The organism is Ralstonia sp. 25mfcol4.1, assembly GCF_900104095.1.
Taxonomy (GTDB): domain Bacteria; phylum Pseudomonadota; class Gammaproteobacteria; order Burkholderiales; family Burkholderiaceae; genus Cupriavidus.
Genome location: NZ_FNJO01000011.1, coordinates 58,133 through 74,580 on the forward strand (window position 1 = coordinate 58,133; position 16,448 = coordinate 74,580).

A 16,448-nucleotide genomic window follows, 5' to 3' on the forward strand; every position below is an offset into this window, starting at 1 on the left:
GCGCCCGGTCAGTACCGCCTTGTCCGTTGCTAGCTGTTCGTGGTCGCCAGCACTTCTTCCAGCGACGTGATGCCCTGTTTTACCTTCTGCAGCCCGGCTTCGCGCAACGATAGCACGCCCTCTTTACGGGCCTGTTCGGCGATCTGCAAAGCCGTACCGTGTGACAGGATGATCTGCTGGATGGCCTCGGTAATGGGCATGACCTGGTAGATGCCGCAGCGGCCCTTGTAGCCGCTGCCGTTGCAGCGTTCGCAGCCCACCGGGTGGTACGGCTTCCAGCTGCCGTCGACGTCGGCTTGCGTGAAGCCGGCATCGAGCAGCACCTGCGGCGCCAGGTCGCCGGCGCGCTTGCACGAGCACAGGCGGCGCGCCAGGCGCTGCGCGGTGATCATCAGCACCGACGACGCGATGTTGAACGGCGCCACCCCCATGTTCATCAGGCGCGTCAGCGTGGTGGGCGCATCGTTCGTGTGCAGCGTCGACAGCACCAGGTGGCCGGTCTGTGCGGCCTTGATCGAGATGTCCGCGGTTTCCAGGTCGCGGATTTCGCCGACCATGATGATGTCCGGATCCTGGCGCAGGAACGACTTGAGCGCGGCCGCGAAGGTCAGGCCGGCCTTGTCGTTGACGTTCACCTGATTGACGCCGGGCAGCTGGATTTCCGCCGGGTCCTCGGCCGTGGAAATGTTGATGTCGCCCTGGTTCAGCATGTTCAGGAACGTGTAGAGCGACACGGTCTTGCCGCTGCCGGTCGGGCCCGTGACCAGCACCATCCCGTACGGGCGCTTGATGACCTCGAGCAGCAGTTCCTTCTGCTGCGGCTCGTAGCCAAGCTGGTCGATGTCGAGCTTGTCGGTGGACGAATCGAGAATCCGCATCACGATCTTCTCGCCGAACAGCGTCGGCAGCGTCGACACCCGGAAGTCGATCGCCTTCTCGATGGTTTCCTTGCTGTCCTTGTCCTTGGGCACGGAGATCAGCAGCTTCATCCGGCCGTCCTGCGGCACACGCTTTTCGGAAATGTCCAGCCGTGACAGCACCTTGATGCGGGTGGCGATCTTGTCGCGGATGTCCAGCGGCGGGCGCGCGACTTCCTGCAGCACGCCGTCCACGCGGAAGCGAATGCGATAGAAGAACTCGAACGGCTCGAAATGCAGGTCCGAAGCGCCACGATTGAAGGCTTCGTTCAGCAGCTTCTGCAGGAAGCGCACCACCGGGGCGTCGTCGATTTCGTTGCCTGGCCCCTTGCGCGCGGCGGCCGCGGCCGACGGGTCGTACTCGATCATCTTCTGCGCGGTCGGCGTCACCGGCGAGACGTTCTTCAGCGTGCCGAGTGTTTCGCCGGCGGCAAGCACATGCTTCATGAGCTTGTCGTGCTCGACCACGACCGTTTCGACCGGCAGGTTCATCTTCTGCCGAATGGCCTCCACGCCGGCCTGGTTGGCGGGATCGGACGTCGCCACGATCAGCCGGTTTTCGCGCCGGCCCAGCGGCAGCAGGCGATGGGCGTGGAATTCGCGGTTGCCTGCCAGCACCGACGGCACGCGGTCGAGGTTGTATTGCGACAGGTCCAGCAGCGGCAACCGGTATTTGTCGGCAGCAAAGATCGCCACGTCATGGGCGGACATCGTGCCGCTGCCGATGATCTCGTCGATCAGCTGCGTTTTCTTTTCCCGTGCCGATTGCTCCAGCTGGGCGAGCAGCGCCGGAGCGATCCGCCGGCTCTGGGCAAGCGCAAGACCTAGTGTCATGGTCGAAAGTCGATGCAAGGTGCGCAGGCTGCCGAAGGCTGGGCGGAAAACGGCGGACGGCGCGGTTGACAGCGTCGGGACGGCACAGGCGCGGGTCCCAGGATCGGGGCAGTTTGCCGCCGGGGTCACTTTTTGTAAAGCTGGCCCGCGTGCGCGTTGGCGTTTGCGCGACACGGCTGCAACCCTACTTGCGCGGGGGGCGGAAAGAGGGGTGGGCCGGTCCGGCGGTAAGAAGGGAAAAGGAGGGGCGGGGCGGGAGACAAAAACAAAAAAGCCGCACATTGCTGTGCGGCTTTCTGCTGATACCTGTGATGTCCGGCAATGCTCTGCATCGCCTTGCATCGAAATCTGGTCGGGGTGAGAGGATTCGAACCTCCGGCCTCTACGTCCCGAACGTAGCGCTCTACCAGGCTAAGCTACACCCCGATTTCTGTTGCCGGCTGACAGTGTGTCGTCAGCAGCAAAGAACAAAATTCTAGCGGCGTTTCCCGAAGTTGGCAAGCACCATCTCAAGAAAAAGTGTCGCCCGCCGTCAGCTCTGGCGTTGCAGCGAAAACGCGCACAGCTCGATCAGCGTGTTCTTGAGCGGCGAGTCCGGGAATTGCATGGCGGCCCGCTCGGCGGCTTCGGCCTCATGGCGCGCGGCCGCGAACGTTACCTCGAGCGCGCCGCTGGCGTGGATGGCCGAGAAGACGGCGTCGAAGTGCTCGGTGCCGCCTTGCACGATGGCGTCGCGCGCCAGTTCGCGCTGCTCGGTCGTGCCATGCTCCAGCAGGTGCAGCAGCGGCAGCGTGGGCTTGCCTTCGCGCAGGTCGTCGCCGGCATTCTTGCCCATCTGTTCGGCGCTGGCCGTGTAGTCGAGCATGTCGTCGATCAGCTGGAACGCCGTGCCGATGCGCCGGCCGTACTCGGCGGCCGCTTCTTCCATGGCGGCGTCCGCGCCGGCCAGTACGGCGCCCAGTTGCGCCGAAGCCTCGAACAGCTTGGCCGTCTTGTACCGGATCACCTGCAGGTAGCGTTCCACGGTGACATCGGGGTCGTGCATGTTCAGCAGCTGCAGCACCTCGCCCTCGGCGATCACATTGGTGGCATTGGAGAGAATCTCCATGATGCGCATGCTGCCGGCGTCGACCATCATCTGGAAGGCGCGCGAGTAGAGGAAATCGCCGACCAGCACGCTGGCGGCATTGCCGAACACCGCGTTGGCGGTCTGGCGGCCCCGGCGCAGTTCTGATTCGTCCACCACGTCGTCATGCAGCAGCGTGGCGGTGTGGATGAACTCCACCACCGCGGCCAGTTCATGATGGCGATGGCCCTCGTAGCCGAACGCGCGCGCAGACAGCAGCAGGATGACCGGGCGCAGGCGCTTGCCGCCCGCGCTGATGATGTATTCGCCAATCTGTTCGACCAGCGGGACTTCCGACGACAGGCGTCGGCGGATCACGGCGTCAACGGCGCGCATGTCGGCAGCGACCGGGGCAAGCAAGGCAGTGGCGGAAGACTGGGACAAGATGAGATCACCGTTTCGGGAGGGTAGGAGGAACCCATTGCTGGATCCCTCCCCCCTAAGAACCGTACGTGCGAGTTTTCCCCGCATACGGCTCAAGCCTCTACAAAATGTATGAGTTACTCAAACACCGGCTTCACTGCGGCTCTGCCATAGTGATGAACCTGGACATGGCAGTCGGGATGTACCAGTACACGATTGCTTAGAGCGTCGGACCCGCCTGCTACTCTGGGTTCGATGTGGTGGTCATGCCACCCGGTCTCTTTGCTTATCGCGCTGTGACACACCGCGCACAAGCCTCGCTGGGACATGAACAGCTTTGCCCACTGCTTCCGGTACGCCATGCTTTCTGCCATGCGTTCCTGTCGCAGCGTTTCGCCATACATTTCCTGCGCTGGGTCGAAAGGGTTGTAGTCCCCCCGCACCTTCTTGTGCCTCCGGATAGGCGTACTCGGGATCGAATACAGTCCTTTCCAGTAGCGTTCGCCAGCCTTGTTCACTTCCGTGGAACCGAACACCCAATTCCGATCATCGATTGATGCGAAGTATTTCTTTCGCACCCATTCAACTTTCTTTCTTCGATGTCGCCGTTTTGCCCACCTCCACAGCGCCCTAAATATCAGGTGCTCCATTCGGGTGAACGTCGCCTTCGCAACCACTGGGCTGTGATACTGCGCCCAGCCCCTGAGCATCGGGTTCAGCGTTTGGACTAGGTCCGCCTGCTTTCGCCCGCTGTGAGCACTGATGACCTCCTTGACCTTGCGATAAAACGTTTGTGCGTTCTTCTTGCTCGGTTTGATGAGCAGTGTTCCCGAGTACTTCCGGAAATTCCACCCAAGGAAGTCAAAGCCTTCGGCGATGTTGACGATTCGCGTTTTCTCCGTGGATAGCGAAAGCCCCCTTGTTGCTAGGAACTGTTCCACCCACGGCTTCACTTCGTTTTCTAGGACTTCCGGCGTGTTGCCGGTGATCACGAAGTCATCTGCATACCGTACGACATTCACTTTCAGCTTCTTCGTGTTGGTTACTCCCAGCTTTGCCCGTAGGGACTCGACCAGTTGTTGTTCCAACCCATTCAGTGCCACGTTAGCCAAGGTCGGGGAAATGATGCCCCCCTGTGGTGTTCCAGCGTCGGTCGCCTGAAACTGGCCCTGAAATACCACGCCAGCTTTCAGCCACTTCCGCAGGATTGCTTTGTCCATAGGGACATTGCGCTCCAGCCAGTCGTGACTGATATGGTCGAAACACCCTTTGATATCCGCTTCTAGGATCCATTGGGCCGAAGCCTTTCTGGACAAATTGACGAATAGCTGGGACATGGCATCCGCCGTGGATCGATTGATCCGGAACCCATAGGAGTTCGGATCGCTCGTCCCTTCGGACACTGGTTCCAGCGCCAGCAGATACAACGCCTGCATGGCTCTGTCCAACATGGTCGGGATGCCCAGAGGGCGTTCCTTTCCGTTGGCCTTGGGGATGTAAACCCGCCTTAACGGCAGCGGGCGGTACCCCCGGTGCTTCAACCGCCCGATGGCTTCCCATCGGGCTTCAGGCGATTTCCACTTTTCGCGGTCGACTCCTGCCGTCCGCGCACCTTGGTTCATCGCCACTCGCCTTACCGCCGATGCTTTGGCGGAAAACGAGCGGGTCAGGGATCGTTGCAGGGCTTTCACCCGGCGCCAATCCCCTTCCTGTGTTGCCTTCGCAATTCGAATCTGCATTGCCCGAACATTCCGATCGACGCGGCGCCAATTGATGTCGCCCCATCGTTGCGGGATGCCGGAGGGCGCAGATTCATCCTCTCGGATCAATACTTCCATGCTGCTCTCCTATCTTGGGGACTTCCCCAAACAGCAGAGACAACATGCCCCCTTGGGGGGCATGTCACCCCCCAAAGGGAAGAAAATTAAACAAGCGAGTTCAGTCAGCCGTCTTGCGACGAAAGACCAGTTGGAAGTCTGCCCGCTTTCGCGTGGGATGATGTTTCAACCCCTATCCGGACCATTACAGCCTGGCGTTCGCTTTCTCCAACCTCCCATACCCGCACAGCCAACAGCGTTCCTTACGGTTCGCCTGCCTGAGTCAAATTGCACTCCGGCAGCCATACGGGCTTACCACGTTCCCTGCGCATTACACGACTGGGTTAGGGCCTGCCTCTCCGCCGGTGGTCATACTAGCGACGTGTCCCGAGTTTTGAGCGGGGCATCCGACCACGTACCGTTTGGTTAGTGCCTATCAGCAGCTTTGGCACCGCAATCCTTACGACGTTTATCAGCAGTTCACTACGTTACCCATACCAGCCAGCCCGCACCTCGACCCCTTTGCTGCTGGGAGCCTCTACATCCCGGCCTCACGGCATGGACGCACCCTGACGGGGGCAGCGTTGTCAGGAGAGCTTCATACCCCACCGTTAACCAGTGACGCATGTCTCCATAGGCTACTGCTAGTCGCATAGCAGGTTCTCTATCGAGGCACCCTCGCGGGTGTATTCGACCGAACTATAACGCGCAGAGCTATACGCTCCGGGAAACCTCACTTCATTACTTCAGTGCCTCCGTGCTGGCAGGCGCTTGACGACAGGCGGGCTCTTGTGAGCACATGGCCTGCGTCCCAAAGAACGTAGCGCCGACCCTACTGGGTCGGTTTAAACGCTATGTAGCGAACACGCAGCGAAACTGCCGCTGCATGTCCACCCGCACCCTCCGGGGAGAGCGCGTACTGCAAAGACACCTGCCCAAAGGCAAGCGTCCCCGCCTTTGGGCAATGGCTGGAAATCCATCCAGCAAATAGCAAGCTGCGAGTTAGCCGATACGCTGGCCTTCCCGCAACACATGGACTCGCTCCAGCCTTGCGGCTGGGCTTGTCAAAGCAAGAAATGGTTGAGATTGGACGGTTCAGGCCGAAGCTTTCCCCTTGTCTCAACGAAAGGTCGATGCTCCTTACGTTGGAGCTACCCGGACACGAGCGTGCGTGTCGCACCAAAACCGGAGGATTATATGCGATGCCGATGTGACTATGGCTGTGTGCGGCGCGGGATGGAAGGGAATGTCGGGCGGGGCGGCGCAAGGGCGTCTGCGGCGGCGCTGGCGCATCTATAATGCCGCCATGGACAAGCCTCATGCATCCCGTCGGCATGTCCGCCGCACCGCCTGGTGGGTGGCGTTCGCTGCCCTGGCCGGGTTCCTGCTGGCCGACCTGACCTGATCTCTGCGCGCAGCGGAAGTGCGCCGCCCGCCTCAACCGGCGCTCGGCCGGCTATCCCGTTGTTTTCTTTGCGCTTTTCCGTAAACCGGATTATAATTTGCGGTTCCTTCGGTCGCGTTTCATGCGCGCACCGTCTGCGGCGCACGAAACGGCGCCGGCTCCGGGCCTCCCGGGGCAGCATTCATCGTTTCAATCAACATCGAGAGGTTCGACAATGTACGCGGTCGTAAAAACCGGCGGCAAGCAATACAAGGTTGCTGCTGGCGAAAAACTGAAAGTAGAACAGATACCGGCTGACATTGGCGCAGAAATCACGCTGGACCAGGTGCTCGCAGTGGGCGCTGGCGACCAAATCAAGTTTGGTACGCCGCTGGTGAGCGGGGCTTCCGTCAAGGCTACCGTTATCGCCCAAGGTCGTCACGACAAGGTGAAGATCTTCAAGATGCGCCGTCGCAAGCACTACCAGAAGCGTCAGGGCCATCGTCAGAATTACACCGAACTGCGCATCGAAGCCATCGTTGCCTGAGCCACGGCTCGGACACAGGTTTCATCGCAATAGGCCAACAGGAGTTAAGACATGGCACAGAAAAAAGGCGGCGGCTCTACGCGGAACGGACGTGATTCGGAATCGAAGCGTCTGGGCGTGAAGGTGTACGGTGGTCAGGCCATCAATGCCGGCGGCATCATCGTTCGTCAACGCGGCACGCGCGTGCACGCTGGCGACAACGTGGGTGTCGGCAAGGACCACACGCTGTTTGCACTGGTCGACGGCCACGTGCAGTTTGCCGTCAAGGGCGCTGCCAAGAAGCAGCAGGTCAGCGTCGTTCCGGCGGCCTGATAACAGCCTTTGCAGCACGAAAGGCCCCGCAAGCATGCGGGGCTTTTTTATTTTCGACGCGCCGGCAAAACGTTTCTGGCGTCGTTGCGCGGCCTTGCCGTAACATTTGTATTATCTGCGGCCACGCGCCCTGGCCAGAACCGCTTCGCTCCGTTTGCTGGCGTTTCGCGGGTGCAAGCCAGATCCTCATCGGAAAACCAACATGAAGTTCATTGACGAAGCCCGTATCGAAGCGATCGCCGGCAATGGCGGCAACGGAAGTGCTTCGTTCCGGCGCGAGAAATTTGTGCCCTTCGGTGGCCCTGATGGCGGCGACGGCGGCCGTGGCGGCAGCGTGTTCGCGCAGGCCGACCGCAATATCAATACGCTGATCGACTTCCGCTACGCCAAGAAGCACGTGGCCCGGAACGGCGAGAACGGCCGCGGCTCCGACTGCTATGGCGCCGCCGGCGAAGACGTCACGCTGCGCATGCCGGTGGGGACGCTGATTACCGACATGGATACCGGCGAGGTCATCGCCGACCTGACCGAGCATGGCCAGCGCGTCTGCCTGGCCGAAGGCGGCATGGGCGGCTGGGGCAACCTGCACTTCAAGTCGAGTACCAACCGCGCCCCGCGCCAGCAGGTCGACGGCAAGCCGGGCGAGCGCCGCATGCTCAAGCTGGAGTTGAAGGTGCTGGCCGACGTGGGCCTGCTGGGCATGCCCAACGCGGGCAAGTCCACCTTCATCTCGCACGTGTCGAACGCGCGTCCGAAGGTGGCGGACTACCCGTTCACGACGCTGCATCCGAACCTGGGCGTGGTCCGCGTGGACCATGAGCAGTCGTTCGTGGTGGCGGATATCCCCGGCCTGATCGAAGGCGCGGCCGAGGGTGCCGGCCTGGGCCACCAGTTCCTGCGCCACCTGCAGCGCACCGGGCTGCTGCTGCATATCGTCGATATCGCGCCGTTCGACGAGAACGTCGACCCGGTTGCCGAGGCCAGGGCCATCGTCAACGAACTGAAGAAGTACGACGAGACGCTGTACAACAAGCCGCGCTGGCTGGTGCTGAACAAGCTCGACGTGGTGCCCGACGAAGAGCGCGCCACACGGGTGAAAGACTTCATCAAGCGCTACAAGTGGAAGGGTCCGGTGTTCCATATCTCGGCACTGACCGGCGAAGGCTGCCGCGAGCTGGTCTACGCGATCAAGGACCATCTGGCCGCGCTCAAGGCCGAAGAGGCCGCCGCGCTGGCCGAGCCCGACATCCGGCTGGACGACCGCCTGCACAACGTCGACCGGGGCGACGAGCCGGCGTAAGCTGTAATACCTCAACACAACTACCACGGCTGGAGACAGGGAACTCGTCATGCAATCGGTCATCGCCCAGGCAAAGCGTATTGTCGTCAAAGTGGGTTCGAGCCTGGTCACCAACGACGGCAAGGGGCTGGATCACGACGCCATTGCGCGCTGGGCAGCCCAGATCGCCAAGCTGCGCGGGACGGGCAAGGAAGTGGTCCTGGTGAGTTCCGGGGCCATTGCCGAAGGCATGCAGCGGCTGGGCTGGACCCGCCGGCCGAAGGAAATCCATGAGCTGCAGGCCGCCGCCGCCGTGGGCCAGATGGGCCTGGCCCAAGTCTACGAGAGCCAGTTTGGCCGTTATGGCATCCGCACGGCGCAGGTGCTCCTGACCCACGCCGACCTGGCGGACCGCGAACGCTATCTCAATGCGCGCTCCACGCTGCTGACGCTGCTGAGCCTGGGCGTGGTGCCGATCATCAATGAGAACGACACCGTGGTCACCGACGAAATCAAGTTCGGCGACAACGACACGCTGGGCGCGCTGGTCACGAACCTGATCGAAGGCGATGCGCTGGTGATCCTGACCGACCAGCGCGGCCTGTACACGGCCGATCCGCGCAAGGACCCGAACGCCGAATTTGTTCACGAGGCGCTGGCCGGCACACCGGAACTGGAAGCCATGGCGGGCGGTGCGGGCACGTCCATTGGGCGCGGCGGCATGCTGACCAAGATCCTGGCGGCCAAGCGGGCCGCCAAGTCGGGCGCACACACCACGATTGCATCCGGCCGCGAGCAGGATGTGCTGGGCCGCCTGGCCGCAGGCGAAGCCATCGGCACGCAGCTGCTGGCGCCCACGGGCCGGCTCACGGCGCGCAAGCAATGGATGGCTGACCACCTGCAGCTGCGCGGCCGCGTGGTCATCGATGCCGGCGCCGTGGAAAAGCTGACGGGCGGCGGCAAATCGCTGCTGCCGATCGGCGTGACCGAGGTGCAGGGCGAATTCGCGCGCGGCGAAGTGGTAGCCTGCGTCGACGGCAGCGGCCGCGAAGTGGCGCGCGGCATCACCAACTATTCAAGCGCCGAGGCGAGGCTGATCGCCCGCAGGCCGTCGTCGGAAATCGAGTCGGTACTGGGTCATCTGAACGAGCCCGAGCTGATCCATCGCGACAACCTCGTACTGGTCTGACACGCGTCCGGCGCAGGCCGGCGCCCGTAAAAAAAGGCGAGTCCCGTCGGGTACTCGCCTTTTTTGTGCCCGGAAGGGCCGGTCAGCGGCTGGGCGCGTAGGCCTTCAGGTCGCGGATCAGCTGTTCGGGCTTGCCGGCCACGGTGCGGCCTTCGCAGAAGTAGTCCGTGGCCAGCGTGGCCGCATAGGCGTTGCGGGCGCGCGTCTGCATGCGGATCCACAGGTCGCGGTCCTCGCCCAGGTTTGGCACCCAGGCCGTGGCGCCCTTGGGCAGCGTGGCGTAGATGCGGCGCTCGAACGCATCGCAGCGCATGCCTTCATAGCTGACGTTGCGGCCGCCGCCGGCGCTGGTAATGACCACCGTATAGCGCACCACGCGGTCCGGGCCGACCGAGATCGACTTCGGATCCACCATGAAGCGGAAGTCCGACGAATCGTTGACCGTGAACGGGATCAGGTCCGCGTCCTGAGGCAGGGCCGGCAGCGCCGTTTGTACTTCCTTGAACGGCCGGTCCTCGAACGGGTTGATGAATCCGCTGTCGGATGCCTTCTCTTCTTCCTCGGGCATGCCCTTGCCGGTGGTCTTGCATCCGGCGAGCGCCAGGCAGGCTGCCGCCAGCAACAGGCCGGAGCGAAGGCCCCGGCCGCTGAAACTAGTCATCCATGACTCCGTTTGTTGGTCGCCGGCTCGTCCGGCGAAAGCGTGGTTTCGGGCGCGACGGCCGCCGCCGCGTCCATGGCAGCCGTCTCATCGATGGCATGGGCGGCCTGGCCGCTGGCTGCCGTGGCCGCCTGCAACGCCGCCGGTGCGGCGTCCGGCTGCCGGCGCGCGCCCTCGCCGTGCCGGCCGTGTCCCATATGGTGATGCCCATAGGGGCTCAGCGGCACGCGTCCACGGTTCAGGAACCGCGACAGCTCGGTCAGCGCCAGCTGGTAGACATCGCGCTTGAATTCGATCACGGCGTCGAGCGGTACCCAGTACTCGCTCCAGCGCCAGGCATCGAATTCGGGATGGTCGCTCGCGCGCAGGTGGATGTCGCAATCGCGACACACCATGCGCAGCAGAAACCAGATCTGCTTCTGGCCCTTGTAGTGGCCGCGGATCTCGCGGCGAATGAACTTGTCCGGCACCTCATAACGCAGCCAGTCGCGCGTGCGACCGACGATCCTGACGTGCTCCGGAAGCAGCCCGACTTCTTCTTGCAGCTCGCGGAACATGGCCTGTTCCGGCGTCTCGCCGTACTTGATGCCACCTTGCGGAAACTGCCAGGAGTGTTCGCCGATTCGCTTGCCCCAGAAAACCTCGTTACGTGCGTTGATGAGGATGATGCCGACGTTCGGGCGAAAGCCTTCACGATCGAGCATGACTGCACCTCGAATCCTTTAGAATTACGTCGATTATAAGGGATGCGCGCGCGTCGGCCCGACCCCCGGAATGCTGGTTTTCCCGAGCAGATGGGCAGTTTCAGGCGCGTCCCCCCGTGAACCGAAAGTCCTATGCTGCCGTCCGGCGGCGCGGCCGATCCGGCCCGCCACGACCAGCCTTACGAGAAACCAACGGATGAAAGCCTCGCATTTCTTCATTTCCACCCTCAAGGAAGCCCCCGCCGACGCGGAAATCGTGTCGCACAAACTGATGATGCGGGCCGGCATGATCAAGAAGCTGGGCGCCGGCATCTACAGCTACATGCCGGTGGGCCTGCGCGTGATCCGCAAGGTGGAGAACATCGTTCGCGAGGAAATGAACCGCGCTGGCGCCGTGGAACTGCTGATGCCGGTGGTCCAGCCGGCCGAGCTGTGGCAGGAAACCGGCCGCTGGGACAAGATGGGCCCCGAGCTGCTGCGCCTGAAAGACCGCCACGAGCGCGACTTCGCCCTGCAGCCGACGTCGGAAGAGGTCGTCACCGACATCGCCCGGGGCGAAATCCGCAGCTACAAGCAGCTGCCGGTGAACTTTTATCAGATCCAGACCAAGTTCCGCGACGAGCGCCGTCCGCGCTTCGGCATCATGCGCGGCCGCGAATTCACGATGAAGGACGCCTATTCGTTCGACCGTGACGTCGAGGGCCTGAAGGTCTCGTACCAGAGGATGTACGACGCCTACCAGCGCATTTTCACGCGTTTCGGCCTGGAATTCCGCGCCGTGGCGGCCGATAACGGCGCCATTGGCGGCTCCGGCTCGCACGAATTCCACGTGATCGCCGACACCGGCGAAGACGCCATCGTCTACTGCCCCACGTCGGAATACGCCGCCAACATGGAGGCCGCCGAGGCGCTGCCGCTGTCGGCCCAGCGCGCCGCGCCGGCCGAGGCCCTGGCCAGGACGTCCACGCCGGGCAAGGCCAAGTGCGAGCACGTGGCCGAATTCCTGGGCATGCCGCTGGACCGCACCGTGAAGTCGATCGTGCTGGCCACCGATGGCGACGCCGGCACGCAGATCTGGCTGCTGCTGATCCGTGGCGACCACGAGCTGAACGAGGTCAAGGCGTCGAAGGTGCCGGGCCTGGCCGAATTCCGATTTGCCACCGAGACCGAGATCGTCGATACGTTCGGCTCGCCCCCGGGCTACCTGGGCCCGATCGGCACGAAGAAGCCCGTCAAGGTGGTGGCTGACCGCACCGTGGCGAACATGGCCGATTTCTGCTGCGGCGCCAACGAGCGTGACTACCACTACACTGGCGTGAACTGGGGGCGCGACCTGCCCGAGCCGGTGGTGGCAGACCTGCGCAACGTGGTGGCCGGCGACGCTTCGCCGGACGGCAAGGGCACGCTGGAAATCTGCCGCGGCATCGAGGTGGGCCACGTTTTCATGCTGGGCACCCGCTATTCGGAGTCGATGAATGCCGTGTTCCTGGACGAAACCGGCAAGACCCAGCCGATGCAGATGGGCTGCTATGGCATTGGCGTCACCCGGATCCTGGGCGCGGCCATCGAGCAGAACTACGACGAGCGCGGCATCATCTGGCCGGCCTCGATCGCCCCGTTCGCATTGGTGGTGTGCCCGGTCGGCTATGACCGCAACGAAGCCGTGAAGGCCGAGGCCGACCGCATCCATGCCGAACTGCTGGCAGCCGGCGTGGACGTGATCCTGGACGACCGTGGCGAACGCCCGGGCGTGATGTTTGCCGACTGGGAGCTGATCGGCGTGCCGCACCGCGTGGTGGTGGGCGACCGTGGCCTCAAGGAAGGCAAGGTCGAATACCAGGGCCGCCGCGACGCACAGGCTACCCCGGTAGCCGTGACCGACGTGGTGGCGCACGTGCGCAACCTGCTGGCCAGCTAAGCGACGGTCGACGTCATGCGCGCCGCTGGCCTGCCGATGTCCCGCCGCTGGGCTGCCGCCTTGGCTGGCGGCGTGTTTTGTGCCGTATTGTCCACGGCAGCCCTGGCTGGCGCACAGAAGGAAGAGGCGCTGGCCGATTCCGTGCGGGGCGCGCTGGCCGCGGCAATCGCCGATAACCGGCCGGTGCGGCCGACGTTCGCCTCCGGCGGCGAGAAGCTCGGCTATCTGAAATGGCTGGGCGAGATGTCGCGCAGACTGGAATCGAAGCTGCCCGACCCGCAGACGCGCGTCGAACTGATCGAGACGGTCTATTACGAGGCCAAGCGCGCAGGGCTGGAGCCGTCGCTGGTGCTGGGCCTGGTGCAGGTGGAAAGCGGCTTCCGCAAGTACGCCATCAGTTCGGCCGATGCGCGCGGGCTGATGCAGGTGATGCCGTTCTGGGTGCGCTCGATCGGCGACGGTGACACCCGCAAGCTGTTCCACCTGCAGAGCAACCTGCGTTATGGGTGCACGATCCTGCGCCACTATCTGGATCGCGAGAACGGCGACCTGTTCCTGGCGCTGGGCCGGTACAACGGCAGCCGCGGCCGCCCCGAGTATCCGAACGCGGTGCTGGGCGCCTGGAAACGCTGGCAGTATTCCGAGGCCACCGTCACCATCGCCGGCGACCCGGATGGCGCGGTCCCGGCGGCCACGGCGCCCGCACGCCGCACGCTGCCGCCCGAATCGCCCGCGCGCAACCCGTTCTCGCCCCAGCGGCTGGCCAATCCGTCATGACACGTGAGTCCCGCGCAGGGTATTGCGCCACGTCTCCCGAGCTCGAACTATGGCTGGCGCGCCATATCGAACAGGGCTTCGATGCCGAATCGCTGGTGCTGTCGATGCTGCGGTCGGGCTACGACGCCACGTTTGCGCGCGATACCGTCAATGCCGCGCTGGGCCACCGCCCGCCCGCCCGGCAGGTGCCGGCGCCCGCGCCGGTGGTGACGCGCGCGGCGGTGCAGCCTGCGGGGGCCGTGACCACGGCGGCAACCACGGTGGGGGAAGACGCCATGCCGGCCGCCGGCCGCAACGCGTTCCGCCACGAAGGGCGCGAGGTGCCGATCCTGTTCGCGCTGGAGGCGCCGCGCATCCTGCTGTTGCAGAATCTGCTCGACGGCAACGAGTGCGATGCGCTGATCACGCTGGCGCGCGACCGCCTGCAGCGATCGCCCGTGGTAAATCCCGACACCGGCGATGAGAACCTGATCGATGCCCGCACCAGCATGGGCGCGATGTTCCAGGTGGGCGAGCACGCGCTGATCCAGCAGATCGAGGCTCGCATTGCTGCCATCACCGGCTTGCCGGTCGAGCACGGCGAGGGCCTGCAGATCCTCAACTACAAGCCCGGCGGCGAGTACCAGCCGCATTTCGATTTCTTCAACCCGCAGCGCCCCGGCGAAGCGCGCCAGTTGCGCGTGGGCGGCCAGCGCGTGGCCACACTGGTGATTTACCTGAACAGCCCGCCGGCCGGTGGCGCCACGGCGTTTCCGCGCCTTGGGCTGGAAGTGGCGCCGGTCAAGGGCAACGCGGTGTTTTTCCGCTACAAGCAGCCCGACGGCACGCTCGACGACCGCACGCTGCATGCCGGCCTGCCCGTGGAATCGGGCGAGAAGTGGATCGCCACCAAATGGCTGCGCGAGCAACCATATCGCAGCCGGGGCTGAGCCGCTTCTGGTTCGACCCGGCGCTGCCGGTGGTCGAAAGCCGGCGCGCCTGCGATAGCCAGGCCGCCTATCTCCCGCACACGCATCCCACGCTGTCGGTCGGCGCCGTCGATGGCGGCGCCAGTGTCTTCAGTCACGACCGGCGCAACGCGCGCCACGACACCCGGCTGGCCCCGGGCGCCGTGGTGTGGGTGCCCGCAGGCTGCGTGCATGCCTGCAACCCGGTGCCCGACGGCCGCTGGAGCTACCAGATGATCCACGTCGATGCGGCATGGGCCGATGCGGTGCTCGACGAAGCGGGCCGGGGACGGGTGCGCCGGGTGCACGTCACCGCCGATGCCACGCCCTACGCACTGGTCTGCGCGCTGAACGCCACGCTGTTTTCGGATGCCGACGTGGCGGAGAAGGAGGCGGCACTGGTGGCGTTCGTGGGCGACATGCAAGGCGGGCTCGGGCAGGATCGGCTGCGGCACGGCACGCCCGACGATGGCCCGCCGGCGGATGCCCGGCTCGACCGCGTCACCGCGCTGCTGCACGACCGCCATGGCGACGTGCTGCCGCTGGCCGAACTGGCCGGGGTGGCCGGCATGAGCCGTTATCAGTTGATCCGCCATTTCCGGGCGCGGTTCGGCATGACGCCGCATGCGTTCCAGATCGACATCCGCATCCAGCACGCCCGCCGGCTGCTGCGCCGGGGCGACGCCCCGGCCGACGTGGCGCAGCAGCTCGGGTTTGCCGACCAGAGCCATTTCCATCGCGCGTTCCGCCAACGCGTGGCACTGACGCCGCGTGCGTATCAGCGGGCCGGCTAGCTGGCTTCGGCTTGCCGTCCCTTACGCGCGCCCGCGCAATTTTCTTCAATCCTTGCCGCGCCGATACCGCCAGACTGCCGCCTTTGCAGGGCATACAGGCTGGGAGGCGGGGATGGCATTCGATCAGGCATCGTGGCAGCAGTTTGCGATGGTGGCCGGCGCGCACGGGCTGGCGCTGCTGAGTCCGGGACCGGACTTTTTTCTGGTGGTGCGTGCGTCGATGGTCGAGGGCGTGCGCAGCGCCACCGGCGTGTGCGTGGGTATCGCGCTGGGCAACGGCGTCTATATAGCGCTGGCGCTCGCGGGTCTGGCCGCCACGGCCGGCATGCACGGGTTGTTCGGCGCGCTGCAGTGGGCCGGCTGCGCCTATCTGGCGTGGATGGGATGGAAATTCCTGCGCTCGCGCGGCGCCGTGCGGCTGCCGGCCGGACCCGCCGATGCGCACGGGGCGTCCCGTCGAATGCCCGGGCCCGCCTATCTGGCGCAGGTCGGCACAGGGTTTCTGTCGGCAGTCCTCAACCCCAAGAACGGGCTGTTCTACGCCAGCCTCTTCGCGGTGCTGGCGGGGCGGTCTACGCCGCTGGCGACGCAGGCGGCCTATGGCGTGTGGATGTTCGCGGCGGTACTGCTGTGGGACATCGCCGTGGCGGCCGCGGTGCGCCATCCGGCCGTGATGGGGCGCTTTGTCCGATCGGTGCGCACCGTTGAGCGGGCCACCGGGGTCGTGCTGTGGGGCATGGCGGTGGCGGTCGCGGTCCACGCCGCCGGACGGTAGTCCATCCGCGCGACCGATGCCGTACCGGCAGCTTTCGCCTTAACTGTATCGGTACTGTACTGAGCAGTGTCCTTAGACTGAGCGCCTGTTTCGATTTTCTGGAG

14 protein-coding genes and 1 tRNA gene are annotated in these 16,448 nt (G+C 64.4%); 9 read left to right on the forward strand and 6 right to left on the reverse strand.

Features of this window, described 5'->3' with window-relative positions:
• Positions 1-29: 29 nt before the first annotated feature.
• From pilB to ltrA, 4 genes are all read right to left on the reverse strand, one after another.
• Entirely contained in the window at positions 30-1,751 is a 1,722-nt protein-coding gene (gene pilB / locus BLQ58_RS19410; protein WP_092601280.1) for a type IV-A pilus assembly ATPase PilB, read from the reverse strand.
• Positions 1,752-2,100: 349 nt separating this feature from the next.
• Positions 2,101-2,177, reverse strand: a tRNA-Pro gene (locus BLQ58_RS19415).
• A gap of 106 nt (positions 2,178-2,283) precedes the next feature.
• Complete coding sequence (gene ispB / locus BLQ58_RS19420; RefSeq protein ID WP_092601282.1) at positions 2,284-3,213, reverse strand: octaprenyl diphosphate synthase; 930 nt, start codon at positions 3,211-3,213, stop codon at positions 2,284-2,286.
• 164 nt (positions 3,214-3,377) lie between these two features.
• Complete coding sequence (gene ltrA, locus BLQ58_RS19425; protein ID WP_092601284.1) at positions 3,378-5,078, reverse strand: group II intron reverse transcriptase/maturase; 1,701 nt, start codon at positions 5,076-5,078, stop codon at positions 3,378-3,380.
• A gap of 1,598 nt (positions 5,079-6,676) precedes the next feature.
• Here ltrA and rplU point away from each other — a divergent pair.
• From rplU to proB, 4 genes are all read left to right on the forward strand, one after another.
• On the forward strand, positions 6,677-6,988 hold the full coding sequence (rplU, locus tag BLQ58_RS19430) for a 50S ribosomal protein L21 (protein ID WP_008647259.1): 312 nt from the start codon (positions 6,677-6,679) through the stop codon (positions 6,986-6,988).
• Positions 6,989-7,039: 51 nt separating this feature from the next.
• Positions 7,040-7,300: a 50S ribosomal protein L27 gene (rpmA, locus tag BLQ58_RS19435; protein WP_066732378.1), complete on the forward strand. Its 261-nt coding sequence runs from the start codon at positions 7,040-7,042 to the stop codon at positions 7,298-7,300.
• A gap of 202 nt (positions 7,301-7,502) precedes the next feature.
• Positions 7,503-8,600, forward strand: a complete 1,098-nt coding sequence (gene obgE / locus BLQ58_RS19440; protein WP_092601286.1) for a GTPase ObgE — start codon at positions 7,503-7,505, stop codon at positions 8,598-8,600.
• A gap of 49 nt (positions 8,601-8,649) precedes the next feature.
• Entirely contained in the window at positions 8,650-9,768 is a 1,119-nt protein-coding gene (proB, locus tag BLQ58_RS19445) for a glutamate 5-kinase (RefSeq protein WP_092601288.1), read from the forward strand.
• An 82-nt stretch (positions 9,769-9,850) separates the two neighbouring features.
• Here proB and BLQ58_RS19450 read toward each other — a convergent pair whose 3' ends face one another.
• Positions 9,851-10,429, reverse strand: a complete 579-nt coding sequence (locus BLQ58_RS19450) for a CNP1-like family protein (protein WP_092601290.1) — start codon at positions 10,427-10,429, stop codon at positions 9,851-9,853.
• Positions 10,426-11,133: an RNA pyrophosphohydrolase gene (locus BLQ58_RS19455; RefSeq protein ID WP_092601292.1), complete on the reverse strand. Its 708-nt coding sequence runs from the start codon at positions 11,131-11,133 to the stop codon at positions 10,426-10,428. The genes BLQ58_RS19450 and BLQ58_RS19455 overlap by 4 nt, the downstream gene beginning before the upstream one ends.
• Positions 11,134-11,329: 196 nt before the next feature.
• On the opposite strand from BLQ58_RS19455, the gene BLQ58_RS19460 reads away from it, so the two are divergent.
• From BLQ58_RS19460 to BLQ58_RS19480, 5 genes are all read left to right on the forward strand, one after another.
• Positions 11,330-13,051, forward strand: a complete 1,722-nt coding sequence (locus tag BLQ58_RS19460; RefSeq protein ID WP_092601294.1) for a proline--tRNA ligase — start codon at positions 11,330-11,332, stop codon at positions 13,049-13,051.
• Between the two features lie 15 nt (positions 13,052-13,066).
• Positions 13,067-13,828, forward strand: coding sequence for a transglycosylase SLT domain-containing protein (locus BLQ58_RS19465; RefSeq protein ID WP_092601296.1), 762 nt, complete (start codon positions 13,067-13,069; stop codon positions 13,826-13,828).
• Positions 13,825-14,757 carry a 2OG-Fe(II) oxygenase gene (locus tag BLQ58_RS19470; protein ID WP_092601298.1) on the forward strand — a complete coding sequence of 311 codons (933 nt, stop codon included), beginning with the start codon at positions 13,825-13,827 and terminating at the stop codon, positions 14,755-14,757. Before BLQ58_RS19465 ends, BLQ58_RS19470 begins: the two co-directional genes overlap by 4 nt.
• Entirely contained in the window at positions 14,721-15,569 is an 849-nt protein-coding gene (locus BLQ58_RS19475) for a helix-turn-helix transcriptional regulator (RefSeq protein WP_092601300.1), read from the forward strand. The genes BLQ58_RS19470 and BLQ58_RS19475 overlap by 37 nt, the downstream gene beginning before the upstream one ends.
• A gap of 112 nt (positions 15,570-15,681) precedes the next feature.
• Positions 15,682-16,344, forward strand: a complete 663-nt coding sequence (locus BLQ58_RS19480; RefSeq protein WP_092601302.1) for a LysE family translocator — start codon at positions 15,682-15,684, stop codon at positions 16,342-16,344.
• Positions 16,345-16,448: the final 104 nt, after the last annotated feature.

Excerpts from the sequence above, each read along its gene's own strand:
- rpmA (WP_066732378.1), top strand. The coding sequence starts at position 7,040 with ATGGCACAGAAAAAAGGCGGCGGCTCTACGCGGAACGGACGTGATTCG.
- BLQ58_RS19470 (WP_092601298.1), top strand. The coding sequence starts at position 13,825 with ATGACACGTGAGTCCCGCGCAGGGTATTGCGCCACGTCTCCCGAGCTC.
- BLQ58_RS19450 (WP_092601290.1), bottom strand. The coding sequence starts at position 10,429 with ATGACTAGTTTCAGCGGCCGGGGCCTTCGCTCCGGCCTGTTGCTGGCG.
- BLQ58_RS19460 (WP_092601294.1), top strand. The coding sequence starts at position 11,330 with ATGAAAGCCTCGCATTTCTTCATTTCCACCCTCAAGGAAGCCCCCGCC.
- BLQ58_RS19455 (WP_092601292.1), bottom strand. The coding sequence starts at position 11,133 with ATGCTCGATCGTGAAGGCTTTCGCCCGAACGTCGGCATCATCCTCATC.
- pilB (WP_092601280.1), bottom strand. The coding sequence starts at position 1,751 with ATGACACTAGGTCTTGCGCTTGCCCAGAGCCGGCGGATCGCTCCGGCG.
- BLQ58_RS19480 (WP_092601302.1), top strand. The coding sequence starts at position 15,682 with ATGGCATTCGATCAGGCATCGTGGCAGCAGTTTGCGATGGTGGCCGGC.
- BLQ58_RS19465 (WP_092601296.1), top strand. The coding sequence starts at position 13,067 with ATGCGCGCCGCTGGCCTGCCGATGTCCCGCCGCTGGGCTGCCGCCTTG.
- ltrA (WP_092601284.1), bottom strand. The coding sequence starts at position 5,078 with ATGGAAGTATTGATCCGAGAGGATGAATCTGCGCCCTCCGGCATCCCG.
- BLQ58_RS19475 (WP_092601300.1), top strand. The coding sequence starts at position 14,721 with ATGGCTGCGCGAGCAACCATATCGCAGCCGGGGCTGAGCCGCTTCTGG.
- proB (WP_092601288.1), top strand. The coding sequence starts at position 8,650 with ATGCAATCGGTCATCGCCCAGGCAAAGCGTATTGTCGTCAAAGTGGGT.
- obgE (WP_092601286.1), top strand. The coding sequence starts at position 7,503 with ATGAAGTTCATTGACGAAGCCCGTATCGAAGCGATCGCCGGCAATGGC.
- rplU (WP_008647259.1), top strand. The coding sequence starts at position 6,677 with ATGTACGCGGTCGTAAAAACCGGCGGCAAGCAATACAAGGTTGCTGCT.
- ispB (WP_092601282.1), bottom strand. The coding sequence starts at position 3,213 with ATGCGCGCCGTTGACGCCGTGATCCGCCGACGCCTGTCGTCGGAAGTC.